The sequence below is a fragment of the Conservatibacter flavescens genome (genome assembly GCF_002795425.1).
GTDB lineage: Bacteria > Pseudomonadota > Gammaproteobacteria > Enterobacterales > Pasteurellaceae > Conservatibacter > Conservatibacter flavescens.
The window spans coordinates 339784-360788 of the sequence record NZ_PHHA01000002.1; the positions used below are offsets into that span (position 1 = coordinate 339784).

General features: G+C 38.6%; 17 protein-coding genes and 1 pseudogene. 11 read left to right on the top strand and 7 right to left on the bottom strand.

Annotated features, from left to right (window positions below):
- Positions 1 to 94 precede the first annotated feature (94 nt).
- From folP to CVP05_RS01630, 4 genes are all read left to right on the top strand, one after another.
- A complete protein-coding gene (gene folP, locus CVP05_RS01615; RefSeq protein WP_100287804.1) occupies positions 95 to 919 on the top strand; it encodes a dihydropteroate synthase in 825 nt (274 codons plus the stop codon).
- 50 nt (positions 920 to 969) lie between these two features.
- Complete coding sequence (gene glmM / locus CVP05_RS01620; protein ID WP_100287805.1) at positions 970 to 2307, top strand: phosphoglucosamine mutase; 1338 nt, start codon at positions 970 to 972, stop codon at positions 2305 to 2307.
- 297 nt (positions 2308 to 2604) lie between these two features.
- Positions 2605 to 3582 carry a DUF1852 domain-containing protein gene (locus CVP05_RS01625; protein WP_100287806.1) on the top strand — a complete coding sequence of 326 codons (978 nt, stop codon included), beginning with the start codon at positions 2605 to 2607 and terminating at the stop codon, positions 3580 to 3582.
- A 39-nt stretch (positions 3583 to 3621) separates the two neighbouring features.
- Positions 3622 to 4653: a methionine synthase gene (locus CVP05_RS01630; protein WP_100287807.1), complete on the top strand. Its 1032-nt coding sequence runs from the start codon at positions 3622 to 3624 to the stop codon at positions 4651 to 4653.
- A gap of 119 nt (positions 4654 to 4772) precedes the next feature.
- On the opposite strand, the gene rpsI is transcribed toward CVP05_RS01630, so the two are convergent.
- Both rpsI and rplM read right to left on the bottom strand, forming a co-directional pair.
- Positions 4773 to 5165, bottom strand: a complete 393-nt coding sequence (gene rpsI / locus CVP05_RS01635) for a 30S ribosomal protein S9 (RefSeq protein ID WP_100287808.1) — start codon at positions 5163 to 5165, stop codon at positions 4773 to 4775.
- 17 nt (positions 5166 to 5182) lie between these two features.
- Positions 5183 to 5611 carry a 50S ribosomal protein L13 gene (gene rplM, locus CVP05_RS01640; protein ID WP_100287809.1) on the bottom strand — a complete coding sequence of 143 codons (429 nt, stop codon included), beginning with the start codon at positions 5609 to 5611 and terminating at the stop codon, positions 5183 to 5185.
- Positions 5612 to 5927: 316 nt separating this feature from the next.
- On the opposite strand from rplM, the gene CVP05_RS01645 reads away from it, so the two are divergent.
- From CVP05_RS01645 to hemL, 6 genes are all read left to right on the top strand, one after another.
- Positions 5928 to 6356 carry a Z-ring associated ZapG family protein gene (locus CVP05_RS01645; RefSeq protein WP_100287810.1) on the top strand — a complete coding sequence of 143 codons (429 nt, stop codon included), beginning with the start codon at positions 5928 to 5930 and terminating at the stop codon, positions 6354 to 6356.
- Between the two features lie 279 nt (positions 6357 to 6635).
- Entirely contained in the window at positions 6636 to 8003 is a 1368-nt protein-coding gene (locus CVP05_RS01650; protein WP_100287811.1) for a DegQ family serine endoprotease, read from the top strand.
- Positions 8004 to 8147: 144 nt separating this feature from the next.
- On the top strand, positions 8148 to 8933 hold the full coding sequence (locus CVP05_RS01655) for an MOSC domain-containing protein (RefSeq protein WP_100287812.1): 786 nt from the start codon (positions 8148 to 8150) through the stop codon (positions 8931 to 8933).
- Between the two features lie 251 nt (positions 8934 to 9184).
- Positions 9185 to 11455: a class 1a ribonucleoside-diphosphate reductase subunit alpha gene (gene nrdA, locus CVP05_RS01660; protein WP_100287813.1), complete on the top strand. Its 2271-nt coding sequence runs from the start codon at positions 9185 to 9187 to the stop codon at positions 11453 to 11455.
- Between the two features lie 148 nt (positions 11456 to 11603).
- Positions 11604 to 12734: a class Ia ribonucleoside-diphosphate reductase subunit beta gene (nrdB, locus tag CVP05_RS01665; protein ID WP_100287814.1), complete on the top strand. Its 1131-nt coding sequence runs from the start codon at positions 11604 to 11606 to the stop codon at positions 12732 to 12734.
- 257 nt (positions 12735 to 12991) lie between these two features.
- Complete coding sequence (gene hemL, locus CVP05_RS01670) at positions 12992 to 14281, top strand: glutamate-1-semialdehyde 2,1-aminomutase (protein ID WP_100287815.1); 1290 nt, start codon at positions 12992 to 12994, stop codon at positions 14279 to 14281.
- Between the two features lie 40 nt (positions 14282 to 14321).
- On the opposite strand, the gene bioD is transcribed toward hemL, so the two are convergent.
- On the bottom strand, positions 14322 to 15053 hold the full coding sequence (gene bioD, locus CVP05_RS01675; protein ID WP_100287816.1) for a dethiobiotin synthase: 732 nt from the start codon (positions 15051 to 15053) through the stop codon (positions 14322 to 14324).
- 84 nt (positions 15054 to 15137) lie between these two features.
- The gene (locus CVP05_RS01680; protein WP_100287817.1) at positions 15138 to 16352 is read right to left on the bottom strand and encodes an ROK family protein; all 1215 of its coding nucleotides are present in this window, start codon (positions 16350 to 16352) and stop codon (positions 15138 to 15140) included.
- Positions 16353 to 16562: 210 nt separating this feature from the next.
- Here CVP05_RS01680 and asnS point away from each other — a divergent pair, with 210 nt between their 5' ends.
- Positions 16563 to 17966 carry an asparagine--tRNA ligase gene (gene asnS, locus CVP05_RS01685; RefSeq protein ID WP_100287818.1) on the top strand — a complete coding sequence of 468 codons (1404 nt, stop codon included), beginning with the start codon at positions 16563 to 16565 and terminating at the stop codon, positions 17964 to 17966.
- Between the two features lie 128 nt (positions 17967 to 18094).
- Here the strand turns inward: asnS and cysB are convergent, their stop codons facing one another.
- The 3 genes and pseudogenes from cysB to CVP05_RS01700 all read right to left on the bottom strand — a co-directional run bounded on the left by cysB (position 18095) and on the right by CVP05_RS01700 (position 20853).
- On the bottom strand, positions 18095 to 19066 hold the full coding sequence (gene cysB, locus CVP05_RS01690) for an HTH-type transcriptional regulator CysB (protein ID WP_100287819.1): 972 nt from the start codon (positions 19064 to 19066) through the stop codon (positions 18095 to 18097).
- A gap of 56 nt (positions 19067 to 19122) precedes the next feature.
- A pseudogene (gene rluB, locus CVP05_RS01695) lies at positions 19123 to 20028 on the bottom strand (23S rRNA pseudouridine(2605) synthase RluB); the annotation flags it as partial.
- Positions 20029 to 20229: 201 nt separating this feature from the next.
- A complete protein-coding gene (locus CVP05_RS01700) occupies positions 20230 to 20853 on the bottom strand; it encodes an L-threonylcarbamoyladenylate synthase (RefSeq protein ID WP_100287821.1) in 624 nt (207 codons plus the stop codon).
- Between the last annotated feature and the right edge of the window lie 152 nt (positions 20854 to 21005).

Here is a 21005-nt window from a genome sequence, read left to right on the forward strand (position 1 = left end):
TGAATAAACCTTCTTGTTTGCAAGAAGGTTTTTTATTTTTCATGAAAACTTCGGTATAATTGACCGCACTTTCTTTTATTAATCCATATGTTGTATGAAACTCTTTGCCAATCAAAAAACCTTAGATCTTTCTACCCCCCAAATTATGGGAATTCTTAATTTCACACCTGATTCTTTTTCCGATAGTGGGCAATTTTTTCAATTAGATAAAGCACTTTTCCACGTAGAATATATGATTAACGCTGGGGCCGCCATTATCGACATCGGCGGGGAATCCACACGCCCAATGGCTGAAGAAGTGAGCCTTGACGAAGAATTGTCGCGTGTTGTGCCATTAGTCGACGCCATTCATCAGCGCTTTGATTGCTGGATTTCAGTAGATAGCTCAAAGCCAGAAATAATGTATGAAGCGGCTCAAGTCGGTATGGATATAATTAATGATATCCGAGCACTCAATGAAAAAAATGCGCTCCAAATGGCAGTCGATCTTGCTCTTCCAGTTTGCATTATGCACATGCAAGGTCAGCCACGTACGATGCAAACTGCTCCGCAATATCATGATGTTGTGGCTGAAGTGCGGTCATTTTTATCTGAAAAAATTGAACAATGTCTACAAGCTGGTGTCAAAAAAGAGAATTTGATTTTAGACCCTGGTTTTGGCTTTGGTAAAAGCGTAGAACATAACTACAGCTTACTTAAAGAATTAAATCAATTTTGTTCGATGGGCTATCCTGTTTTAGCCGGACTTTCTCGCAAATCTATGCTTGGTGCAATTTTAGACAAACCTGTTGAACAACGCTTGATCGGTAGTGTCACGAGTGCATTAATTGCCGCCCAGAAAGGAGCAAAAATTTTGCGTGTACATGATATTGCAGAAACTGCTGATGCTCTAAAAATCTGGCAAGCCACTGAACAATAATAACGAATCCACAAAATCATTTTATATCGAATAAATAAAAAGGAAATATTATGGCTGAACGTAAATATTTTGGAACCGATGGTGTACGCGGTAAAGTAGGACAATTCCCTATTACCCCTGATTTCGCCTTAAAACTTGGCTGGGCAGCCGGTAAAGTGCTTGCGACTCAAGGATCTCGCCAAGTATTAATCGGTAAAGATACACGCATTTCTGGCTATATGTTAGAATCTGCCCTAGAAGCCGGTTTAGCTGCAGCTGGCTTATCCGCCGCATTTATTGGCCCAATGCCAACCCCCGCAGTAGCTTATTTAACCCGCACATTCCGTGCCGAAGCCGGTATCGTTATTTCTGCTTCCCATAACCCATATTATGACAATGGGATAAAATTTTTCTCTAGTCAAGGCACGAAATTACCTGATGATGTTGAAATTGCCATTGAAGCCATGCTTGATGAACCGATGGATTGTGTAGAATCTGCCGAATTAGGCCGCGCAAGCCGTATTAATGATGCGGCTGGGCGCTATATTGAGTTTTGTAAAAGCACCTTCCCTGCTCATATGAGTTTAGAAGGATATAAAATTGTTGTAGATTGTGCAAATGGTGCAACTTATCACATTGCCCCTAATGTATTAAGAGAACTTGGTGCAGAAGTCATTGAAATTGGTACAGAACCTAATGGAATGAATATCAATGAAAAATGTGGCGCAACCGATATTAAAGCATTACAAGATAAGGTGCTAGCGGTCAAAGCTGATTTGGGTCTTGCTTATGATGGTGATGGTGACCGTATCATGATGGTAGATCATCTCGGCCATAAAGTTGATGGCGACCAAATTCTCTTTATTATCGCAAGAGAAGCGCTCCGTTCAGGTAATTTAAAAGGTGGTGTAGTTGGTACATTAATGAGCAATATGCGCCTTGAATTAGCCTTAAAAGAATTAGCAATTCCTTTTGTACGTGCAAATGTTGGTGATCGTTATGTATTAGAGCAAATGCAAGAACGAGGCTGGTTATTTGGTGGGGAAAATTCAGGCCATATTATTATTGCAGATAAGAATACAACAGGTGATGGTATTATCGCTTCCCTCGCCGTATTACAAGCGATGGTTGATCATAAAATGTCTCTGCATGAATTAACTCGTGCAGTACAATTATTTCCACAAGTCCTTATTAATGTTCGCTTTGCCGGCGGAGCAAATCCACTCGAAAATGATGCTGTAAAAGCAGTTGCCAAGTCCGTTGAAGAGCGTTTAGCCGGTAAGGGGCGAATCCTCCTACGTAAATCCGGTACAGAGCCATTAATTCGAGTGATGGTGGAATGTGAAGAGGCTGATTTAGCCCAACGTTGCGCAGAAGAAATAGCCGAAGCTGTCAAAGCAAACAGTTAAGCATATTTTCTGGCAGTCGGTTAATTAAATACTAGGTTTAATTAACCGACACAAATCAACGTCACTTTGCCTTTTCTATCTCGCTTCCCTTTAGTGTATGAACCATTTTTTCAGCATTATCTATGAAAATATCTTTGAAACAAAAACAACCTTTTTAAGAAAATTTAGCTTGTTTATATTAAACATGAATTTAATTCATATTCTCTTTAAAAAAGATCATTTTTATTTATGATAAAAATACCGTTTAATAATAAACATCAATTTTAACCAACTAATTTTCAATAAAAAGGCTAATTTATGACTACTCCATTTCGTTGCTCAATTAAAACTCTTCGCTTTGATGAAAACTATGAGCCCGCTCAAAGCACGCGTTTAACCACCAACTTTGCAAACTTAGCAAGAGGTGAACGTCGCCAAGAAAATCTTAAAAACACCATTAATATGATTAATAAACGCTTCAATGATCTTGCTAATTGGGATAATCCTACATCTGATCGCTACAGTATTGAACTTGATATTGTATCAATTGATATGCAAGTACAAGGTGATGCGGATATTTTTCCGGCAATCGAAGTGTTAAAAACGTATATTATCGATCACAAAACCGGTCAACGTTTAGATGGAATCGTGGGTAACAATTTTTCATCTTATGTGCGTGATTATGATTTTAGTGTATTATTGGCTGAATATAATAAAAACAAATCTGAGTTTAGCGTACCCGACAACTATGGCGAATTACATGGGAAACTCTATCAGTACTTGGTGAGTTCAGATGAATACAAAGCATTATCACCAAAAGCGCCTGTTATTTGTTTAAGTGTTGCCACGACAAGAACATATCATAGAACAGATAATCACCACCCTATTTTAGGTGTTGAATATATACAAAATGACTATTCTCTTACTGATGAATATTTTAAGAAAATGGGGCTCAGTGTGCGCTATTTTATGCCACCAAAATCCGTCGCACCTTATGCCTTTTATTTTAAGGGCGATCTATTAAATGATTATACTAACTTAGAACTTATTGGTACCATCAGTACAATGGAAACATTCCAAAAAATTTATCGTCCTGAAATTTATAATGCGAACTCAGCAGCAGGGAAAACCTATCAGCCAAGTTTAAATTATGAAGACTATTCAGTAACGAAAATCGAATATGATAGAGAAGAACGTCGATTACTTGCAATTAAGCAAGGTGAATTTACGAAAGAGCACTTTATCAATCGCCATAGGGATTTGTTAGCGCAATGGGCAAATACTGATGTGCTATAAATATAAAGTATGTATTAAAATAATGAAAAAGAGTTGATTATGACGAAATTACTTCCTACTTCTACTGCTGGCAGCTTGCCAAAACCAATTTGGCTAGCCGAGCCTGAAAAACTTTGGTCTGATTGGAAATTATCCGGTGATGCGCTGTTAGAAGCAAAACAAGATGCCTTATTAGTTGCCCTACAAACTCAACTTAATGCAGGTATTGATATCATTAGTGATGGTGAGCAAACACGCCAACATTTTGTTACCACTTTTATTGAAAACTTAAACGGCGTTGATTTCAATCAACGCAAGGTTGTTCGAATCCGCAATCGCTATGAGGCTTCTGTACCGAGTGTTATTCACGCCGTTTCTCGACCTAAATCAATCTTCGTAGATGATGCTAAATTTTTGCGCAAACATACAGACAAGGTCATTAAATGGGCGTTACCAGGCCCAATGACAATGATCGATACGCTGTATGACGGCCACTATAAAAGTCGTGAAAAATTAGCTTGGGAGTTTGCAAAAATCCTCAATGAAGAAGCCCTTGAATTAGAAGCCGCTGGAGTGGATATTATTCAATTTGATGAACCCGCTTTTAATGTGTTTTTTGATGAAGTGAATGACTGGGGAGTAGCCGCCTTAGAACGAGCAGCAGAAGGATTAAAATGTGAAACAGCTGTACACATCTGTTATGGCTATGGCATTAAAGCGAATACTGACTGGAAAAAGACACTCGGTTCAGAATGGAGACAATACGAAGAAGCCTTTCCAAAGCTGCAGCAATCAAGTATTGATATCATCTCCCTTGAATGCCAAAACTCACATGTGCCAATGGATTTACTTGAGCTTATACGTGGAAAGAAAGTCATGCTTGGCGCAATTGATGTAGCAACTCATGAAATAGAAACCCCTGAGCAAGTTGCCGCCACATTACGTCGCGCTTTACAATTTGTGGATGCGGATAAACTCTACCCTTGCACAAATTGCGGTATGGCTCCTCTACCTCGCCAAGTTGCCACCGATAAACTATATGCTCTTGCACAAGGTGCTGATATTGTGCGAAAAGAATTACTTTCACCATAATACTCAGCAAAAACTTGATAAAAAAACACCGCACTTTGAAAAGAAGTGCGGTGTTTTTGTTTGATATTTTTGTAAAATTCCAAATATCTTTTGATATTTGGAATAATAACAATATAGTATTAACGTTTTGAGAATTGTGGACGACGACGTGCTTTGCGTAGACCCACTTTTTTACGTTCAACTTGACGAGCGTCACGAGTAACGAAGCCAGCAGCACGTAATGCAGGACGTAAAGTTTCATCGTATTCGATCAATGCACGAGTAATACCATGACGGATTGCACCTGCTTGACCAGAAATACCACCACCCTTAACAGTCACATAAATATCTAATTTATCTGTTAATTCAACTAACTCTAAAGGTTGACGAACTACCATGCGTGAAGTTTCACGACCAAAGTAAACATCTAACTCACGTTGGTTGATAGTAATTTTACCGCTACCCGGTTTGATAAATACACGAGCTGCGGAGCTTTTGCGGCGACCTGTGCCGTAGTTTTGATTCTCTGCCATTTTCCTTTACCTCGTGATTAAATGTCTAAAACTTGTGGTTGTTGTGCTGCGTGTTGGTGTTCGCTACCCGCATACACTTTTAATTTACGGAACATTGCACGACCTAATGGGCCTTTTGGCAACATACCTTTAACCGCAATTTCAATCACTGCTTCAGGACGGCGCGCGATCATTTCTTTGAAAGTCGCTTGTTTAATACCACCTACATAGCCAGTGTGCCAGTAGTAAATTTTATCAGATTCTTTGTTACCTGTTACCGCAACTTTTTCCGCATTAATCACGATGATATAATCACCAGTATCAACATGCGGTGTATATTCTGCTTTATGTTTACCACGAAGACGACGTGCTAATTCAGTCGCTAAACGACCTAAAGTTTTACCTGTCGCATCTACTACGTACCAGTCGCGTTTAACCGTTTCTGGTTTTGCTACAAAAGTTTTCATTAATTCATTACCAAATATAAAAATTGATTACCCAGTGTTTAAATAATTTAAACACAACCTTTATCTTAATCTCACCCCTTCGAGTGTGATCTCGACGCATATACAAGGCGGGAAAAACCTATGTATCACAGGGTCGCAGGATTATACAAGATTTTTCAACACAATGCTAATTTTTTAATAAAAAAATCCTATTTTTTTACCGCACTTATTTGCTTTTGTGAGCTTATTCAAACTATTTACATCTATAACAAGACAAAATCTCCATTTCCAGTTATTATGCTCCTATTTGATTGATATTAGAAATAGGAGTGACATTATGCAAAACTGGACATCTGAAATGTGGCAAATCGCGGGTATAAGCCTTGTTGTGGGTGTAATTATCGGTTATTTTCTCGTGCGTTTAACAAAAGGCTCGGTAAAAAAACAGTTAGAGACCGAAAATGAATTAAAAGCCGTAAAAGAACAAGTTTCCAACCAAAAACAAGAGTTAGAAAAACATTTTTCTGAAAGCGCAGAGTTACTCAAAAATCTTGCTCAAGATTATCAAAAACTTTATCAGCACTTAGCAAGCTCTTCAACAAAATTGCTTCCTAACTCTGAACAGCAAGCACTATTTTCTCAAAATTTAATTACCAATGAGTCACAAGAAGCCTCTGCTGAAACAGGTGAACATATTAACCCTGCAAGACTTGAGCCAAAAGATTACTCCGAAGGCTCTTCAGGTTTACTCAAAGCAGAAAGATAACTGAATTGAATTAAAAGATTCTTAACCATTTTCATAAAAAATAGCGCTGAATAAAATATCATACTATTATTCAGCCTATTTTAAAGTATCATCTAAATTTCTTAAATTAGCTCATACCTTGTTTTTCTCTTCTTCACAAAACAACCTTTAATTAAACAGATTAAAACTCATGTAAAAAATCAAAAAAACGGGAACATTTTTAACTTTTTTCTGTCTTAATCCATGCGAATCGCGTAGCTCAAAGCTACTTTAATATTTTACTTATTTTAGGATAACTCAATGAAAAAAAGACATTTTATATTAACAAGTATTGCGCTTGGATTAAGCGTATTATCCACCCCAATGTTAGCTCAAGCCAGCTTGCCAACCGTTGTTGAAGGACAAGCTGTCCCAAGCCTTGCGCCAATGCTGGAAAAGGTTCTCCCTTCTGTGGTATCTATCTCAGTAGAAGGGCAACAAAAAGGTGCGCAACGCAATGATATCCCAGAAGAATTTCGTTTCTTCTTTGGTGAGCCATTTGCTGATCGTTCCCCACGCCAATTTAGAGGCTTAGGCTCAGGTGTCATCATTGATGCAGAGAAAGGTTATATTATTACAAATAATCACGTAATTGATGGCGCAGATAAAATCACAGTAAAACTGTCCGATGGCCGAGAGTTTAAAGCCAAAACTATCGGTACAGATAACTTATCTGATGTTGCATTAATTCAAGTGGAAAAACCCAATAACTTGACTGCAGTCAAAATCGCAGACTCTGACAAACTAAAAGTCGGTGATTTTACTGTTGCGATCGGTAATCCCTTTGGTTTAGGGCAAACAGTGACTTCAGGTATAGTCTCTGCTTTGGGACGCTCTACCGGTTCAGATAGTGGCAGCTACGAAAACTACATTCAAACAGATGCCGCCGTCAATCGAGGCAACTCAGGCGGGCCATTAATTAACCTACAAGGTGAGTTAATCGGTATTAATACCGCGATTATTTCGCCAAGTGGCGGCAATGCGGGTATCGCTTTTGCTATCCCAAGTAATATGGCAAATAATCTTGTTCAACAAATTATTGAATTTGGTGAAGTTCGCCGTGGCATGCTAGGAATTAAAGGCGGAGAACTCAATGCCGATTTAGCAGAAGCATTTAATGTGACTGCAAAACAAGGGGCATTCGTTAGCGAAGTGATTCCTGACTCTGCGGCAGCTAAAGCCGGTATCAAAGCGGGTGATGTGATTGTTGCATTAAACGGTCAAAAAATCGCAAGTTTTGCAGAACTGCGCGCTAAAATTGCCACTTCTGGTGCGGGCAAGGAAGTAGAATTAACGTATTTACGTGATGATAAATCTCATAATGTCAAAGTAACGTTACAATCTGATGAATTAAATCAAGCATCTGCAACCAATCTAATCCCTGCATTAGAAGGGGCTGAGCTGAGTAACTACAATAGCAAGGGCGTTACCGGTGTTGAGATTACTAAAGTCGCACCAAACTCCTTAGCTGCACAACGTGGCTTACGCAATGGTGACATTATTGTTGGAGTCAACCGCAGCAGTGTAGAAAATATTGGTCAATTCCGTAAAATTTTAGACAGCAAACCTTCTGCTGTTGCCTTAAATATTTTACGCGATGGCAGCAACTTCTATTTGCTAATCCAATAATGTAATAATGGGTAGGAACAAGATACAACTTGTTCCTACTTATCTTTAATTTCCCCCATTCACCTCATTTCTCAATAACAAAAAACTCGCTTTATTATTGACCATTGTGTACCATAGTCCGAAACATGCCATCGGAGATAGTATATGATCACACAACTCTTTATTTATCCCATTAAATCTACTCAAGCCTACCCTATTTCTCAAGGTATTATTGAAGAAAAAGGCTTTAATTTCGACCGCACTTTTATGCTTACAGAACCTGATGGTAAATTTATCACTGCACGTAAAACGGCTGAGCTTTTTGCACTTTTTGCTTATCCCACCGAAAATGGTTTATTTGTTCAACATAAAAATGGAGAACACTGTGTCATTAATTACGAAGATTTCCAACAACTTGCGAGCTGTGAAGTTTGGGGTACGCAATTTCCTTCCTTTGTGGCAAATGAGTCTATTAACCATTGGTTTAGCCAAAAACTTAATCAGCCAGTGCAACTCCGTTGGTTAGGCAAGCAATCTCAGCGCTATATACAAAAATACCCTGACTCAACAGTAAGTTTTGCCGACGGTTATCCTGTACTATTAACCAATGTGCAATCTTTACAAGCGCTTCAAGCACAATGCCCTGCGCCTATTAGCATGTCACAATTTAGACCCAATATTGTTATAGATGACTATTCTGCTTTTGTTGAAGAGACATGGAATAAAATTCAAATTGGCAACGTCACATTTATTCGCACTAAAAATTGTACACGTTGTGTCTTAACTAGCCGAGATCCGGAAACGGGTTTAAATCATGAAAAACTCGAACCATTTCGTACATTAAAAAAATATCATTGTAATGAAAAAGGGGAACCTATATTTGGAATCCATTTACTTCCTACCAATACGGGGATTATCCGAGTTGGTGATACCGTGAAAATTTTAGCTTAAACACTTGGGGCATCGCCCCCATTTCCTTACTTAAAGTAAGGTTAATTTTCATTCAAATTATTTTTTTCAACCTTTACATTTCAATAAAATAAAATTTTTCTAAATAAATAAGTAAGTTAGTTTATGTCAATAATTTAAGTAAAAAATTTTATACTTGAACTTTCCGCCACAACACATTATCTTGTATCCAAATTTAATCACACACCCATATATTGTGTTAAACACATCAACAGAAAAGGTCTGTAAACGCTATGAATAATGCATTAATGGTCACAAAACGTGATGGGCGCGTCGAGCCTATCGACCTTGATAAAATCCACCGTGTCATTACTTGGGCAGCAGAGGGACTGGAAAATGTTTCTGTTTCTCAAGTAGAACTTCGTTCCCATATTCAATTTTACGAAGGGATCCGCACTTCTGATATTCATGAAACAATTATCAAAGCTGCTGCGGATTTAATTAGTAAAGATACGCCTGATTATCAATTTCTCGCCGCTCGCTTAGCGATTTTCCATTTGCGTAAAAAGGCCTATGGCCATTTTGATCCACCTCGTTTATACGATCATGTCAAAAAATTAGTGCGTATGGGCAAGTATGATGAAGCGTTATTAACGGACTATTCCCGTGAAGAATGGGACGAAATGGACGGCTATTTAGATCATTGGCGCGATATGACCTTTTCTTATGCCGCAGTTAAGCAGTTAGAAGGTAAATATTTAGTACAAAACCGTGTGACTGGCGAAATCTATGAGTCTGCACAATTCCTCTATTTATTAGTTGCGGCCAGTTTATTCTCTAAATATCCACAAGAAACGCGTTTAAGTTATGTACGTCGTTTTTATGATGCGACGTCTACGTTTAAAATCTCTTTGCCAACTCCAATTATGGCAGGAGTGCGTACACCTACACGTCAATTTAGCTCCTGTGTTTTAATTGAATGTGGCGACAGCTTAGATTCTATTAACGCCACTTCGGCCTCAATCATCAAATACGTTTCACAGCGTGCTGGTATCGGGATTAATGCTGGGGCAATTCGTGCCTTAGGTAGCCCTATTCGAGGGGGAGAAGCTTTCCACACTGGCTGTATTCCATTTTATAAACACTTCCAAACTGCCGTGAAATCCTGTTCACAAGGCGGGGTACGTGGTGGTGCCGCTACGGTCTTTTTCCCTATGTGGCATTTAGAAGCTGAAAGTTTGATGGTGTTAAAAAATAACCGCGGTGTAGAAGAAAACCGCGCACGCCATATGGACTATGGTGTGCAAATTAACAAAACCATGTACCAACGCTTAATCAAAGGTGGAGACATCACTTTATTCAGCCCATCAGATGTGCCTGGCCTGTATACTGCATTCTTTGCAGACCAAGATAAATTTGAAGAGCTTTATACAAAATATGAGCAAGATCCGAGTATTCGCAAGCGTAGCGTAAAAGCGGTTGAATTATTTTCACTCTTAATGCAAGAACGCGCTTCAACAGGACGAATTTATATTCAAAACGTTGACCATTGTAATACTCACTCACCGTTTGATCCTGCTGTTGCGCCGGTACGTCAATCCAATCTTTGTTTGGAAATTGCCTTACCAACAAAACCTCTTACACACTTCCACGATGAAGAAGGGGAAATCGCATTATGTACGCTCTCTGCTTTTAACTTAGGGACATTAGAAAGCCTCGATGAGTTAGAAGAACTCGCCGATCTTGCCGTGCGTGGTTTAGATGCTTTATTAGATTATCAAGATTACCCGATTAAAGCTGCGCGTCGAGGTTCTATGGGACGTCGTTCTTTAGGAATTGGTGTCATCAACTATGCCTACTATTTGGCTAAAAATGGCGTACGCTATTCAGATGGTTCAGCTAACGATTTAACCCATCGCACTTTTGAAGCGATCCAATATTATTTATTAAAAGCTTCAATGAATTTATCCAAAGAATTAGGTCCGTGTGATTTCTTTAATGAAACCACTTATGCCAAAGGCATTTTACCTATTGATACCTATAAAAAAGATATTGATAATTTAACACAAGAACCATTGCATTTAGACTGGGAAACCTTGCGTCAAGACATTAAAACTCACGGTTTACGTAATTCTACTTTAACTGCATTAATGCCATCGGAAACATCATCACAAATTTCCAACGCAACAAATGGTATTGAACCACCACGTGGCCATGTTAGTATCAAAGCGTCTAAAGATGGTATTTTAAAACAAGTTGTACCTGATTATGAAAACTTGAGTGAAAATTATGAACTCTTGTGGAATATTCCGAATATGGATGGCTACTTACAATTAGTCGGCATTATGCAAAAATTCGTGGATCAGGCGATTTCAGCAAATACCAACTACGATCCAACGCGTTTTTCTGATGGTAAAGTACCAATGAAAACCTTGTTACAAGACTTGCTTACCGCTTATAAATATGGTCTAAAAACCCTTTATTATCAAAACACGCGTGATGGCGCAGACGATGGTCAAGAAGATTTAGATGACGGTTGTGCTGGCGGTGCATGTAAGATTTAAGTCAGCTTTTGACACGGTAACATCTACCACCATCTAACAAAGATTATAGCGTGTCAAAAAGCAGGATAAGGTATGTGGAACACATGCTTCCACTTACCTTTTGTTGATATTTATTGTCAAATATAAACAAAATATTAAGGAAAACACTATGGCATACACTACTTTCTCACAAAATAAAAATGACCAGTTAAAAGAACCGATGTTCTTTGGGCAAAATGTGAACGTGGCTCGTTACGATCAACAAAAATATGAAACCTTTGAAAAGTTAATCGAAAAACAACTTTCTTTCTTTTGGCGACCTGAGGAAGTGGACGTATCGCAAGATCGTATTGATTATGCTGCTTTACCTGAACATGAAAAACATATTTTTATCAGTAACTTAAAATATCAAACTTTATTAGATTCCATTCAAGGCCGCAGCCCAAACGTCGCATTATTGCCATTAGTGTCAATTCCTGAATTAGAAACTTGGATTGAAACTTGGACATTCTCAGAAACGATCCATTCTCGTTCTTATACCCATATTATCCGTAATATTGTCAACGACCCGTCTATTGTATTTGACGATATTGTCACTAACGAAGAAATTATCAAACGTGCAAAAGATATTTCCGCTTATTATGATGATTTAATTCGCGATAGCCAACTTTATAGCTTATACGGTGAAGGCACTTATACCGTTGACGGTAAAGAATGCGTTGTTTCATTACGCAATTTGAAAAAGCAACTTTATCTTTGCTTAATGAGCGTAAATGCCTTAGAAGCTATCCGCTTCTATGTCTCATTTGCCTGCTCTTTCGCTTTCGCTGAGCGTAAGCTAATGGAAGGTAATGCAAAAATTATCAAATTCATTGCACGAGATGAGGCCTTACATTTAACTGGTACCCAGCACATTCTTAATATCATGGCTGCCGGACAAGACGATCCTGAAATGGCTGAAATTGCGGAGGAATGCAAACAAGAAGCTTACGATCTCTTCGTCGCTGCCGCTGAACAAGAAAAAGATTGGGCCGATTATTTATTCAAAGATGGGTCAATGATCGGGTTAAATAAAGATATTTTAGTCCAATATGTTGAGTACATTACCAATATCCGCATGCAAGCTGTAGGTTTACCATTACCATTCCAAACGCGTTCAAACCCAATTCCTTGGATCAACGCTTGGCTAGTTTCTGATAATGTACAGGTTGCACCACAAGAAGTCGAAGTCAGCTCTTATTTAGTTGGCCAAATCGATTCTAAAGTAGACTCTAATGATTTTGGCGATTTTAATCTGTAAAAACCGATTAAATTAATCTAGCAGTGATAGTCCGGTTCTCAAATTTAAACAGAAAACCGGACTTTTCTATTTATATAAGCCAAACACATAGTGTCATATTACATTATGATATTGACTGACCATCTAGGCATTGATTCACTGTCTAAAAACGCATGAATTCGCTATAATTTCCCGAATATTTAATAAAACTCATCAAAAATTTATTTTTACAGTACAATAAGTAAAACATCTTTCAACTCTAATTAGGAATATTTACTATGACAAGTTCATACGATTTATTTACTCGCGCCCAACGAGTTATTCCAGGTGGCGTAAACTCTCCTGTTCGTGCGTTTAAAGGCGTAGGAGGCACACCTGTATTTATTGAAAAAGCTAAAGGCGCTTATATTACTGATTCCGAAGGAAAAAATTATATTGATTATGTTGGTTCTTGGGGACCGATGATTTTAGGGCATAACCACCCCGCTATTCTCGATGCCGTAAAAAGTGCGGTAGAAAATGGCCTAAGTTTTGGGGCGCCAACGGAGTTAGAAATTGAATTAGCTGAATTAGTATGCGAATTAATCCCGTCTATTGAAATGGTACGTATGGTCAGTTCTGGCACAGAAGCGACGATGTCTGCCATTCGTCTTGCGCGTGGCTATACTGGACGAGATAAAATTATTAAATTTGAAGGCTGCTATCATGGACATGCGGATGCCTTACTCGTTAAAGCCGGTTCTGGCGCATTAACCTTAGGACAACCTAACTCACCCGGAGTGCCAGCCGATTTTGCTAAGCATACCTTAACCTGTACTTATAACGATTTGAATTCCGTTAAACAAGCTTTCGAACAATATCCCCATGATATTGCCTGCTTAATCGTCGAACCTGTTGCTGGTAATATGAACTGTATACCGCCACAAGCTAATTTTCTACAAGGATTACGCGAACTTTGCACGGAATATGGTGCGGTATTTATTATTGATGAAGTCATGACGGGTTTTCGTGTTGCCCTAAAAGGTGCGCAAGCATACTATGGCGTCACGCCTGATTTAACAACGCTCGGTAAAGTCATCGGGGGAGGTATGCCGGTTGGTGCATTTGGTGGTAAAAAAGAAATTATGCAACATATCGCACCATTAGGCGGTGTTTATCAAGCAGGCACGCTTTCAGGTAACCCTATCGCCATGAGCGCAGGTTTAGCTTGTCTAAATGAGTTGAAAAAAGCAGGTAATGAGCAACGCCTTGCGCAACTTACTGAAAAACTGGCATTAGGGCTTAAGCAAGCCGCTGAAAAGCATAATATTCCTTTTGTTGTCAATTATGTTGGCGGCATGTTTGGCCTTTTCTTTACGGATAAAACCGAAGTGACTTGCTATGAAGATGTTATGAATTGCGATAGTGAACGCTTTAAACAATTCTTCCATGCTATGCTAGATAAAGGCATTTACCTTGCCCCTTCCGCTTTTGAGGCTGGTTTTATGTCGCTCGCTCATACTGAACAAGATATTGATCGGACATTACAAGCAGCGGAATCCATATTCTCTACATGGGCAAATCCATAAACAAACCAACGGGGAGATATCTCCCCGTTAATAATGTGTATTAACTTAACACCGTATTCATATAACTTAATCGTGTCGTATTGGTAATATATCGACTTAAATCTTGCGTTTCAGGATGATGAACATAAGGGATTTCCCCCAATAAAGGCGCATCAATTTTTTGGGTTAATGTTTCAATAATTTCTGCATAATAGCCCAAACAGGGATTCACGCGATTGGCCACCCAACCAAGTAAAGGAACGCCCATCTGAATAATCGACTGCATAGTCAGTAAAGCATGATTAATACAGCCCTCTTTAATCCCAACAACAAGTACCGCAGGCATATTTTGCATACGGACCCAATCAGCAAAGGTTTTGTGCTCTGTAATAGGGGTTAGCCAGCCAAATGTCCCTTCCACTAAGACACATTGGTAACGCATTTTTAATCGATTCAAGTCAAAATTCAGTTTTTCAATATCCACTTTAATGGTTTTTGCCAATAAAATATTGGGTTCTAAGGGTTGGCTTAATGTATAACTATTGGCTTCTTGATAATTCAATTTGTGATTAGCACTTTCAATTAAAATTTGTACATCACGATTATCCGCACTACCATAATCATTGACCTGCTCCGATTGGCTCTCACCATAAAATGATTCACTTTCTGAACAAGCGATAGGTTTATATCCCACTATTTGAACATGTTGTTTTTGCAGAGCTTGAATAATTGCCCGGCTAGCAATTGTTTTCCCTACATTAGTGTCTGTGCCGGTAATAAAAAAGCAGCCCATATCTTCTTCCCCTTAATTTTTAGGGGAATTTTAAAAGAATTCTCAAAGACAAATATTGAGCTAACACAAATTTTTATGAATTTTTTATAAATTCATTAACAAAGAACCATCATAAATACGCTGCTTAATCGCAGAAGCGGCTAAAATAGGGCTATTCCATGCATAACGGCTCGTCACAATATCAACATGTAAATCATCTAGTAATAAGTTTTCCTGTAATTTTTGATTCAAGCGTGCTAAAAATAGATCTTTCGCAAGTAACAGACTTGAACTAATCACGACTTTTTCTGATGAAAAAATATTCACTAAATTCATCAACACATAGGAAACGCAATCTGCCACATGATATAAAATTTGAATCGCCTGTGGATTTCCTTGATTAGCCTGCTCACAAACAAAATCAATTTTCTGTGAGTTATTCGGCAATGTATTTTGCGGAAATAGCAAATCCACCATCTGATAAATACTTTGATGTGTCACTTGATTATGTAACTGATTACGCTTAATTTCAGGCAGTTCCAAATTAATTTTATCTTGTAATTCACTCAGTTTAGGCACATTCACTCGATTAATATTCATGCGTGTTTCTTTTTCGCTGTTGAGAATTTTCCCTTTCACAAGCACGCTCATATTAATCACATCATCTAATTGCAAAAATAACGCATTATTACAGTTAATAATGCTACCTAAAGTTGATTCGGCAAATAACCATGTTTGAAAATATTCACGAATAAACACAGGAACAGAAAAGTGCGGTACAAAAACAGCAGAGAGATCAATATCCACATCATATTGCCCAAGTTTTACTAAACGTGTATGGGTACGATCAAATCTTCCCGCAACCGTCAAGGAAAATGCTAACAGAGAAAGGGTATCAATTTTAATATCGGCCAAAAATTGCTTAAGTGATTGAACTAAGAAAACATCAAGGTTCGCCATGTGTTCCGCCTGCAACGAAAAACTTCTTTTTTCAATGACCTTGTCATTCAATTCACATAATGTTAATTCAAACGTATTTTCTAATAACGTCCCACAAATTGTTCGCCAATGTGACGAAGATAAACACAATCCCACTGCGGGTCTACCTCTAACGATAGTGGTTTGAACCGCTCGCTCCGTGATCAATTGTAATTGAATTAATTCTTTCGTAATAGCCGTAATACTGGCTGGCGCAAAACCAGATAACTTAGATAAGTCAATTCGTGAAATAAGTTCAAATTGTTCAATCAGACGATAAATCGTTCCAAGATGTTGCACTTTTAATGCAAAACGCCCTTCTTCCTTTTTCTTTTTAGGCATAAATCTTCCAATTCAGACAATATACTGAAATATGTTATTTTAAAAGCCCACTATGTTATACGTATACCCCTATAAATAACAAGTATTTTCCTTCGATTATGCGTAATAGCTCACAAAATTTTCCGAATTGATTTTGGTATTCCCGAAAACTTGAGGTAAACTAATCGCACTTTTTTGTATTTAAATAGATTCAAGCATTTTGAGGTAATTATGACGAAAATAGCATCAGTAGTTGATGTGCTAACTGAAAAAGTGAACGTTGGCGAAACCGTGACCGTACGCGGCTGGGTTCGTACGCGCCGTGACTCTAAAGCCGGACTTTCTTTCCTTGCCGTTTATGATGGCTCGTGTTTTGACCCAATTCAAGTTATTGTCAATAATGACATTGTGAACTATGAAAATGAAGTATTACGTTTAACTACTGGATGTTCCGTTGTCGTAACCGGAACTGTCGTTGAGTCTCCAGCAGAAGGGCAATCTGTTGAATTACAGGCGCAACAAGTAGAAGTTACTGGCTGGGTCGAGGATCCAGATACCTATCCTATGGCAGCCAAACGCCATTCTATCGAATACTTACGCGAAGTTGCCCACCTTCGCCCTCGCACAAATATTATCGGATCTGTCGCCCGCGTTCGCCACTGTTTAGCACAAGCTATTCACCGATTTTTCCATGAACAAGGATTTTATTGGGTCGCTACTCCATTAATTACCGCATCCGATACGGAAGGCGCTGGAGAAATGTTCCGTGTCTCTACGCTAGATTTAGAGAATTTGCCACGTAATGAACAAGGTGCGGTCGATTTTTCTCAAGATTTTTTCGGTAAAGAATCTTTCTTAACCGTATCAGGCCAGCTTAACGGTGAAACATATGCTTGTGCGTTAAGTAAAATTTATACGTTCGGCCCAACATTCCGTGCAGAAAACTCTAACACGACACGTCACTTAGCTGAGTTCTGGATGGTAGAACCGGAAATCGCTTTCGCTACCCTTGCAGATAACGCTAAACTCGCTGAAGATATGTTGAAATATGTTTTCCGTGCAGTACTGGCTGAACGTCAAGATGATTTAAAATTCTTTGAAAAACATGTCGATAAAGATGTGATTAGCCGCCTAGAACATTTTATTAATTCTGATTTTGCGCAAATTGATTATACTGATGCAATTGATGTATTATTAAAATCAGGTAAAAAATTCGAATTTCCGGTTTCTTGGGGAATCGACTTATCTTCTGAACATGAACGCTATTTAGCTGAAGAATATTTTAAATCGCCTGTAGTGGTTAAAAACTATCCAAAAGACATCAAAGCATTTTATATGCGCCTAAATGATGATGGTAAAACCGTTGCGGCGATGGACGTTCTTGCGCCTGGTATCGGTGAAATCATTGGGGGTTCACAGCGTGAAGAACGTCTAGAAATCTTAGATAAACGTATGGCAGAAATGGGATTAAATCCTGAAGATTATTGGTGGTATCGCGATCTACGTAAATACGGCACCGTGCCACACTCAGGATTCGGATTAGGCTTTGAGCGCTTAATCGTATATGTTACAGGGGTACAAAATATCCGTGATGTGATTCCGTTCCCGCGCTCACCGCGCAATGCGAATTTCTAAATAATATCACCTTCATTAACGAAAGTGCGGTCAATTTTAAAAACGTTTTTAAATTGACCGCACTTTGTCTTACTATCCAAACATAAGCCTTTGTTAATTATATATAGCTCATTATCCCTAAGGCTTTTTTATTTCATTTCCAATTCAATTCCATCAAATAACTTTTGTATTGCGGCATTATCACGTAATCTTTCCGCCTGCTCCACAAGGGGGCGAGTTAAATGGGGTGAAAAATAATGAATAAAATCGTACATATAATTACGTAAAAAAGTGCTATGTTTAAATGCAATTTGGGTATTACTTGCTTTAAATAAATGACTTGCATCAATAGCCACTAAATCCTCATCAGCCGGTGTATGTGCCATAGATGCCATAATTCCCACTCCAATACCTAAGCGCACATAGGTTTTAATCACATCAGCATCTGTCGCCGTAAACACGATATTTGGCAAAATACCTGCTTGGTTGAAAGCATAATCTAAATCAGAAATCCCCGTAAAACCAAATGTATAAGTCACAAGTGGATATTTTCCTAATTCTTCAATGGTCAAATGTTTACATTGTGCTAATGGATGATCGGGCTTCACAATGATCGAACGATTCCAACGATAACATGGTAGTAGCACGACATCATCAAATAGATACTGCGCCTCTGTTGTTATGGCCAAATCCACCTCGCCTGAAAGCAAAGCATCATAAATTTGATTAGGTGAACCTTGATGAATATGTAGACTCACGTCAGGATATTGTCGAGAAAAGCGCTCAACGACATTCGGTAAAGCATAACGCGCTTGAGTATTGGTCGTTGCAATACGTAAAATACCATGATTAGGCTGCGTATACTCATTGGCAATGGCTTTAATAGCTTGAATCTTAACCAGCATTTCTCGCGCGATTCCCACGATTTTTTCTCCCGCAGGCGTTATACTCTTAATATGCTTACCATTACGCTCAAAAATTTCTAACCCTAATTCGTCTTCTAATAAACGTACTTGCTTACTAATACCTGGTTGCGATGTATATAATGCGTTTGCTGCTTCTGTTACATTGAGATTTTGATTTACAATCTCAACTATGTAACGTAGTTGTTGTATCTTCATAATAAAACTTTCTCATTTTGTACCGCACTTTTTAAAGTGCGGTTACTTTTTTGATTTTATTTTTTATAACGTTTTGACTGTTCAGAATAACGTTTTACTGCTCGACGAATTTGTCCTGTTTTCGGACGACGACGCTGTCTTGTGACATCCAATTTACTTTCGGTTTCAGGAGGTAAACTCACTAACTCGCGTAAATAATTCACATTTTGTAAATCCATTTCTTCCCAGCCTCCACGAGGCAAGCTTTTCATCAATTTAATATTGCCATAGCGAATGCGAATCAAGCGGCTAACTTGAATCCCTTGAGACTCCCAAAGACGGCGGACTTCTCGATTTCGCCCTTCAACTAAAGTCACATCAAACCATTGATTTAATCCAGTTCCGCCAACCGCTTTAATCGCTTTAAAATTTGCAGGGCCATCTTCCAGTTGCACGCCTTTGCGTAAACGCTGAATCATACCGTCATCAACCTCGCCAAATACCCGAACAGAATATTCACGCTCAACCTCACGACTTGGATGCATAAGTCGATTTGCTAATTCCCCATCGGTTGTAAAGAGTAATAAACCGGAGGTATTAATATCCAAACGCCCCACCGCAATCCAACGAGAGCCAGTCAGTTTAGGCAAACGATCAAAAACAGTTGGTCGCCCTTCTGGATCATGTCGCGTACATAATTCACCTTCCGGTTTATAGTACATCAATACGCGACAAACTTCTTTTTGGGCATGATTTAAATTAATTAGATGCCCATCAATACGCACTTTGACATTGGCATTCACATTAATACGATCGCCCAATGTTGCCATTTTTCCGTCCACACTCACGCGATTATCCGCAATCATTGCTTCAATTTCACGGCGAGACCCCTGCCCTGCGCGCGCAAGCACTTTCTGCAGTTTTTCGCCGCTCACACTCGCTTTAGGAGCTGATGTTTTTTTATCTGTTGAATTTGATATAGATTGTTTTAAGGGTAATTTGCCTTTGGGTTCTCTGTGAGAGTTCGACTCTTGTTCTGACAATCTAGACGTTCCTCTTCTACTTTTAGACTGGGTATTTGAGTTCGAATTGGCAAATGTTGTTGCACGATTAGGCTTAAATACTGCTTTTGACTTCATAATTCCTCTAATTGCCGCTTTCCCAAGCGTCATGTTTTTTCAAATTTAAATAAAAGGTGCGGTACTACCACTTCCTTCACGTAAAATAATAGGGCTATCACTGGTTAAATCCACTACGGTTGTAGGTTCCTGCCCCAAGTATCCCCCATGGATAATCAAATCCACTTGATGTTCTAAATAATTCCGAATTTCCTCCGGATCCGATTGCGTGATATTTTCTTCATTCGGCAACATTAAAGAACAAGATAATATTGGCTCATTTAATGCTGATAACAAATCCAACGCAATACGATTATCAGGTACACGAATCCCGATGGTTTTACGCTTAGATGTCATTAAACGGCGTGGCAGCTCTTTAGTTGCGGTGAGAATAAATGTATAACGACCAGGTGTATTATTCTTAATTAAACGATAAGCTAAATTATTCACTACGGCATAATGTGATAATTCCGATAAATCACTACACACTAAGGTAAAATTATGCCCTTCTGGTAACTGTCGAATCTGAACAATGCGATCCATCGCATGTTTATGCCCTATCATACAACCCAAAGCATAACCTGAGTCTGTTGGATATACAATGACACCACCATTTTGTAAAATGTCCACAGCTTGCTTAATCAAGCGCCCTTGCGGATTTTCAGGATGCACATAAAAAAATTGGCTCATTACTTGCCCCACTTCATCTCAATCTATTATTTGATGTGTATTTTTAAGCGGTCACAGCAGTTATTTCACATCTCTTAAACCCAAAATATTCCGCTTACTTTTTATTAACGACCTAAATTGGTTCTGAATTATACACGATTCTGTTAATGATA

Excerpts from the sequence above, each read along its gene's own strand:
- CVP05_RS01625 (WP_100287806.1), top strand. The coding sequence starts at position 2,605 with ATGACTACTCCATTTCGTTGCTCAATTAAAACTCTTCGCTTTGATGAA.
- asnS (WP_100287818.1), top strand. The coding sequence starts at position 16,563 with ATGACGAAAATAGCATCAGTAGTTGATGTGCTAACTGAAAAAGTGAAC.
- rplM (WP_100287809.1), bottom strand. The coding sequence starts at position 5,611 with ATGAAAACTTTTGTAGCAAAACCAGAAACGGTTAAACGCGACTGGTAC.
- CVP05_RS01680 (WP_100287817.1), bottom strand. The coding sequence starts at position 16,352 with ATGCCTAAAAAGAAAAAGGAAGAAGGGCGTTTTGCATTAAAAGTGCAA.
- nrdA (WP_100287813.1), top strand. The coding sequence starts at position 9,185 with ATGAATAATGCATTAATGGTCACAAAACGTGATGGGCGCGTCGAGCCT.
- CVP05_RS01655 (WP_100287812.1), top strand. The coding sequence starts at position 8,148 with ATGATCACACAACTCTTTATTTATCCCATTAAATCTACTCAAGCCTAC.
- rpsI (WP_100287808.1), bottom strand. The coding sequence starts at position 5,165 with ATGGCAGAGAATCAAAACTACGGCACAGGTCGCCGCAAAAGCTCCGCA.
- nrdB (WP_100287814.1), top strand. The coding sequence starts at position 11,604 with ATGGCATACACTACTTTCTCACAAAATAAAAATGACCAGTTAAAAGAA.
- folP (WP_100287804.1), top strand. The coding sequence starts at position 95 with ATGAAACTCTTTGCCAATCAAAAAACCTTAGATCTTTCTACCCCCCAA.
- hemL (WP_100287815.1), top strand. The coding sequence starts at position 12,992 with ATGACAAGTTCATACGATTTATTTACTCGCGCCCAACGAGTTATTCCA.
- bioD (WP_100287816.1), bottom strand. The coding sequence starts at position 15,053 with ATGGGCTGCTTTTTTATTACCGGCACAGACACTAATGTAGGGAAAACA.
- CVP05_RS01650 (WP_100287811.1), top strand. The coding sequence starts at position 6,636 with ATGAAAAAAAGACATTTTATATTAACAAGTATTGCGCTTGGATTAAGC.
- CVP05_RS01645 (WP_100287810.1), top strand. The coding sequence starts at position 5,928 with ATGCAAAACTGGACATCTGAAATGTGGCAAATCGCGGGTATAAGCCTT.
- CVP05_RS01700 (WP_100287821.1), bottom strand. The coding sequence starts at position 20,853 with ATGAGCCAATTTTTTTATGTGCATCCTGAAAATCCGCAAGGGCGCTTG.
- cysB (WP_100287819.1), bottom strand. The coding sequence starts at position 19,066 with ATGAAGATACAACAACTACGTTACATAGTTGAGATTGTAAATCAAAAT.
- CVP05_RS01630 (WP_100287807.1), top strand. The coding sequence starts at position 3,622 with ATGACGAAATTACTTCCTACTTCTACTGCTGGCAGCTTGCCAAAACCA.
- glmM (WP_100287805.1), top strand. The coding sequence starts at position 970 with ATGGCTGAACGTAAATATTTTGGAACCGATGGTGTACGCGGTAAAGTA.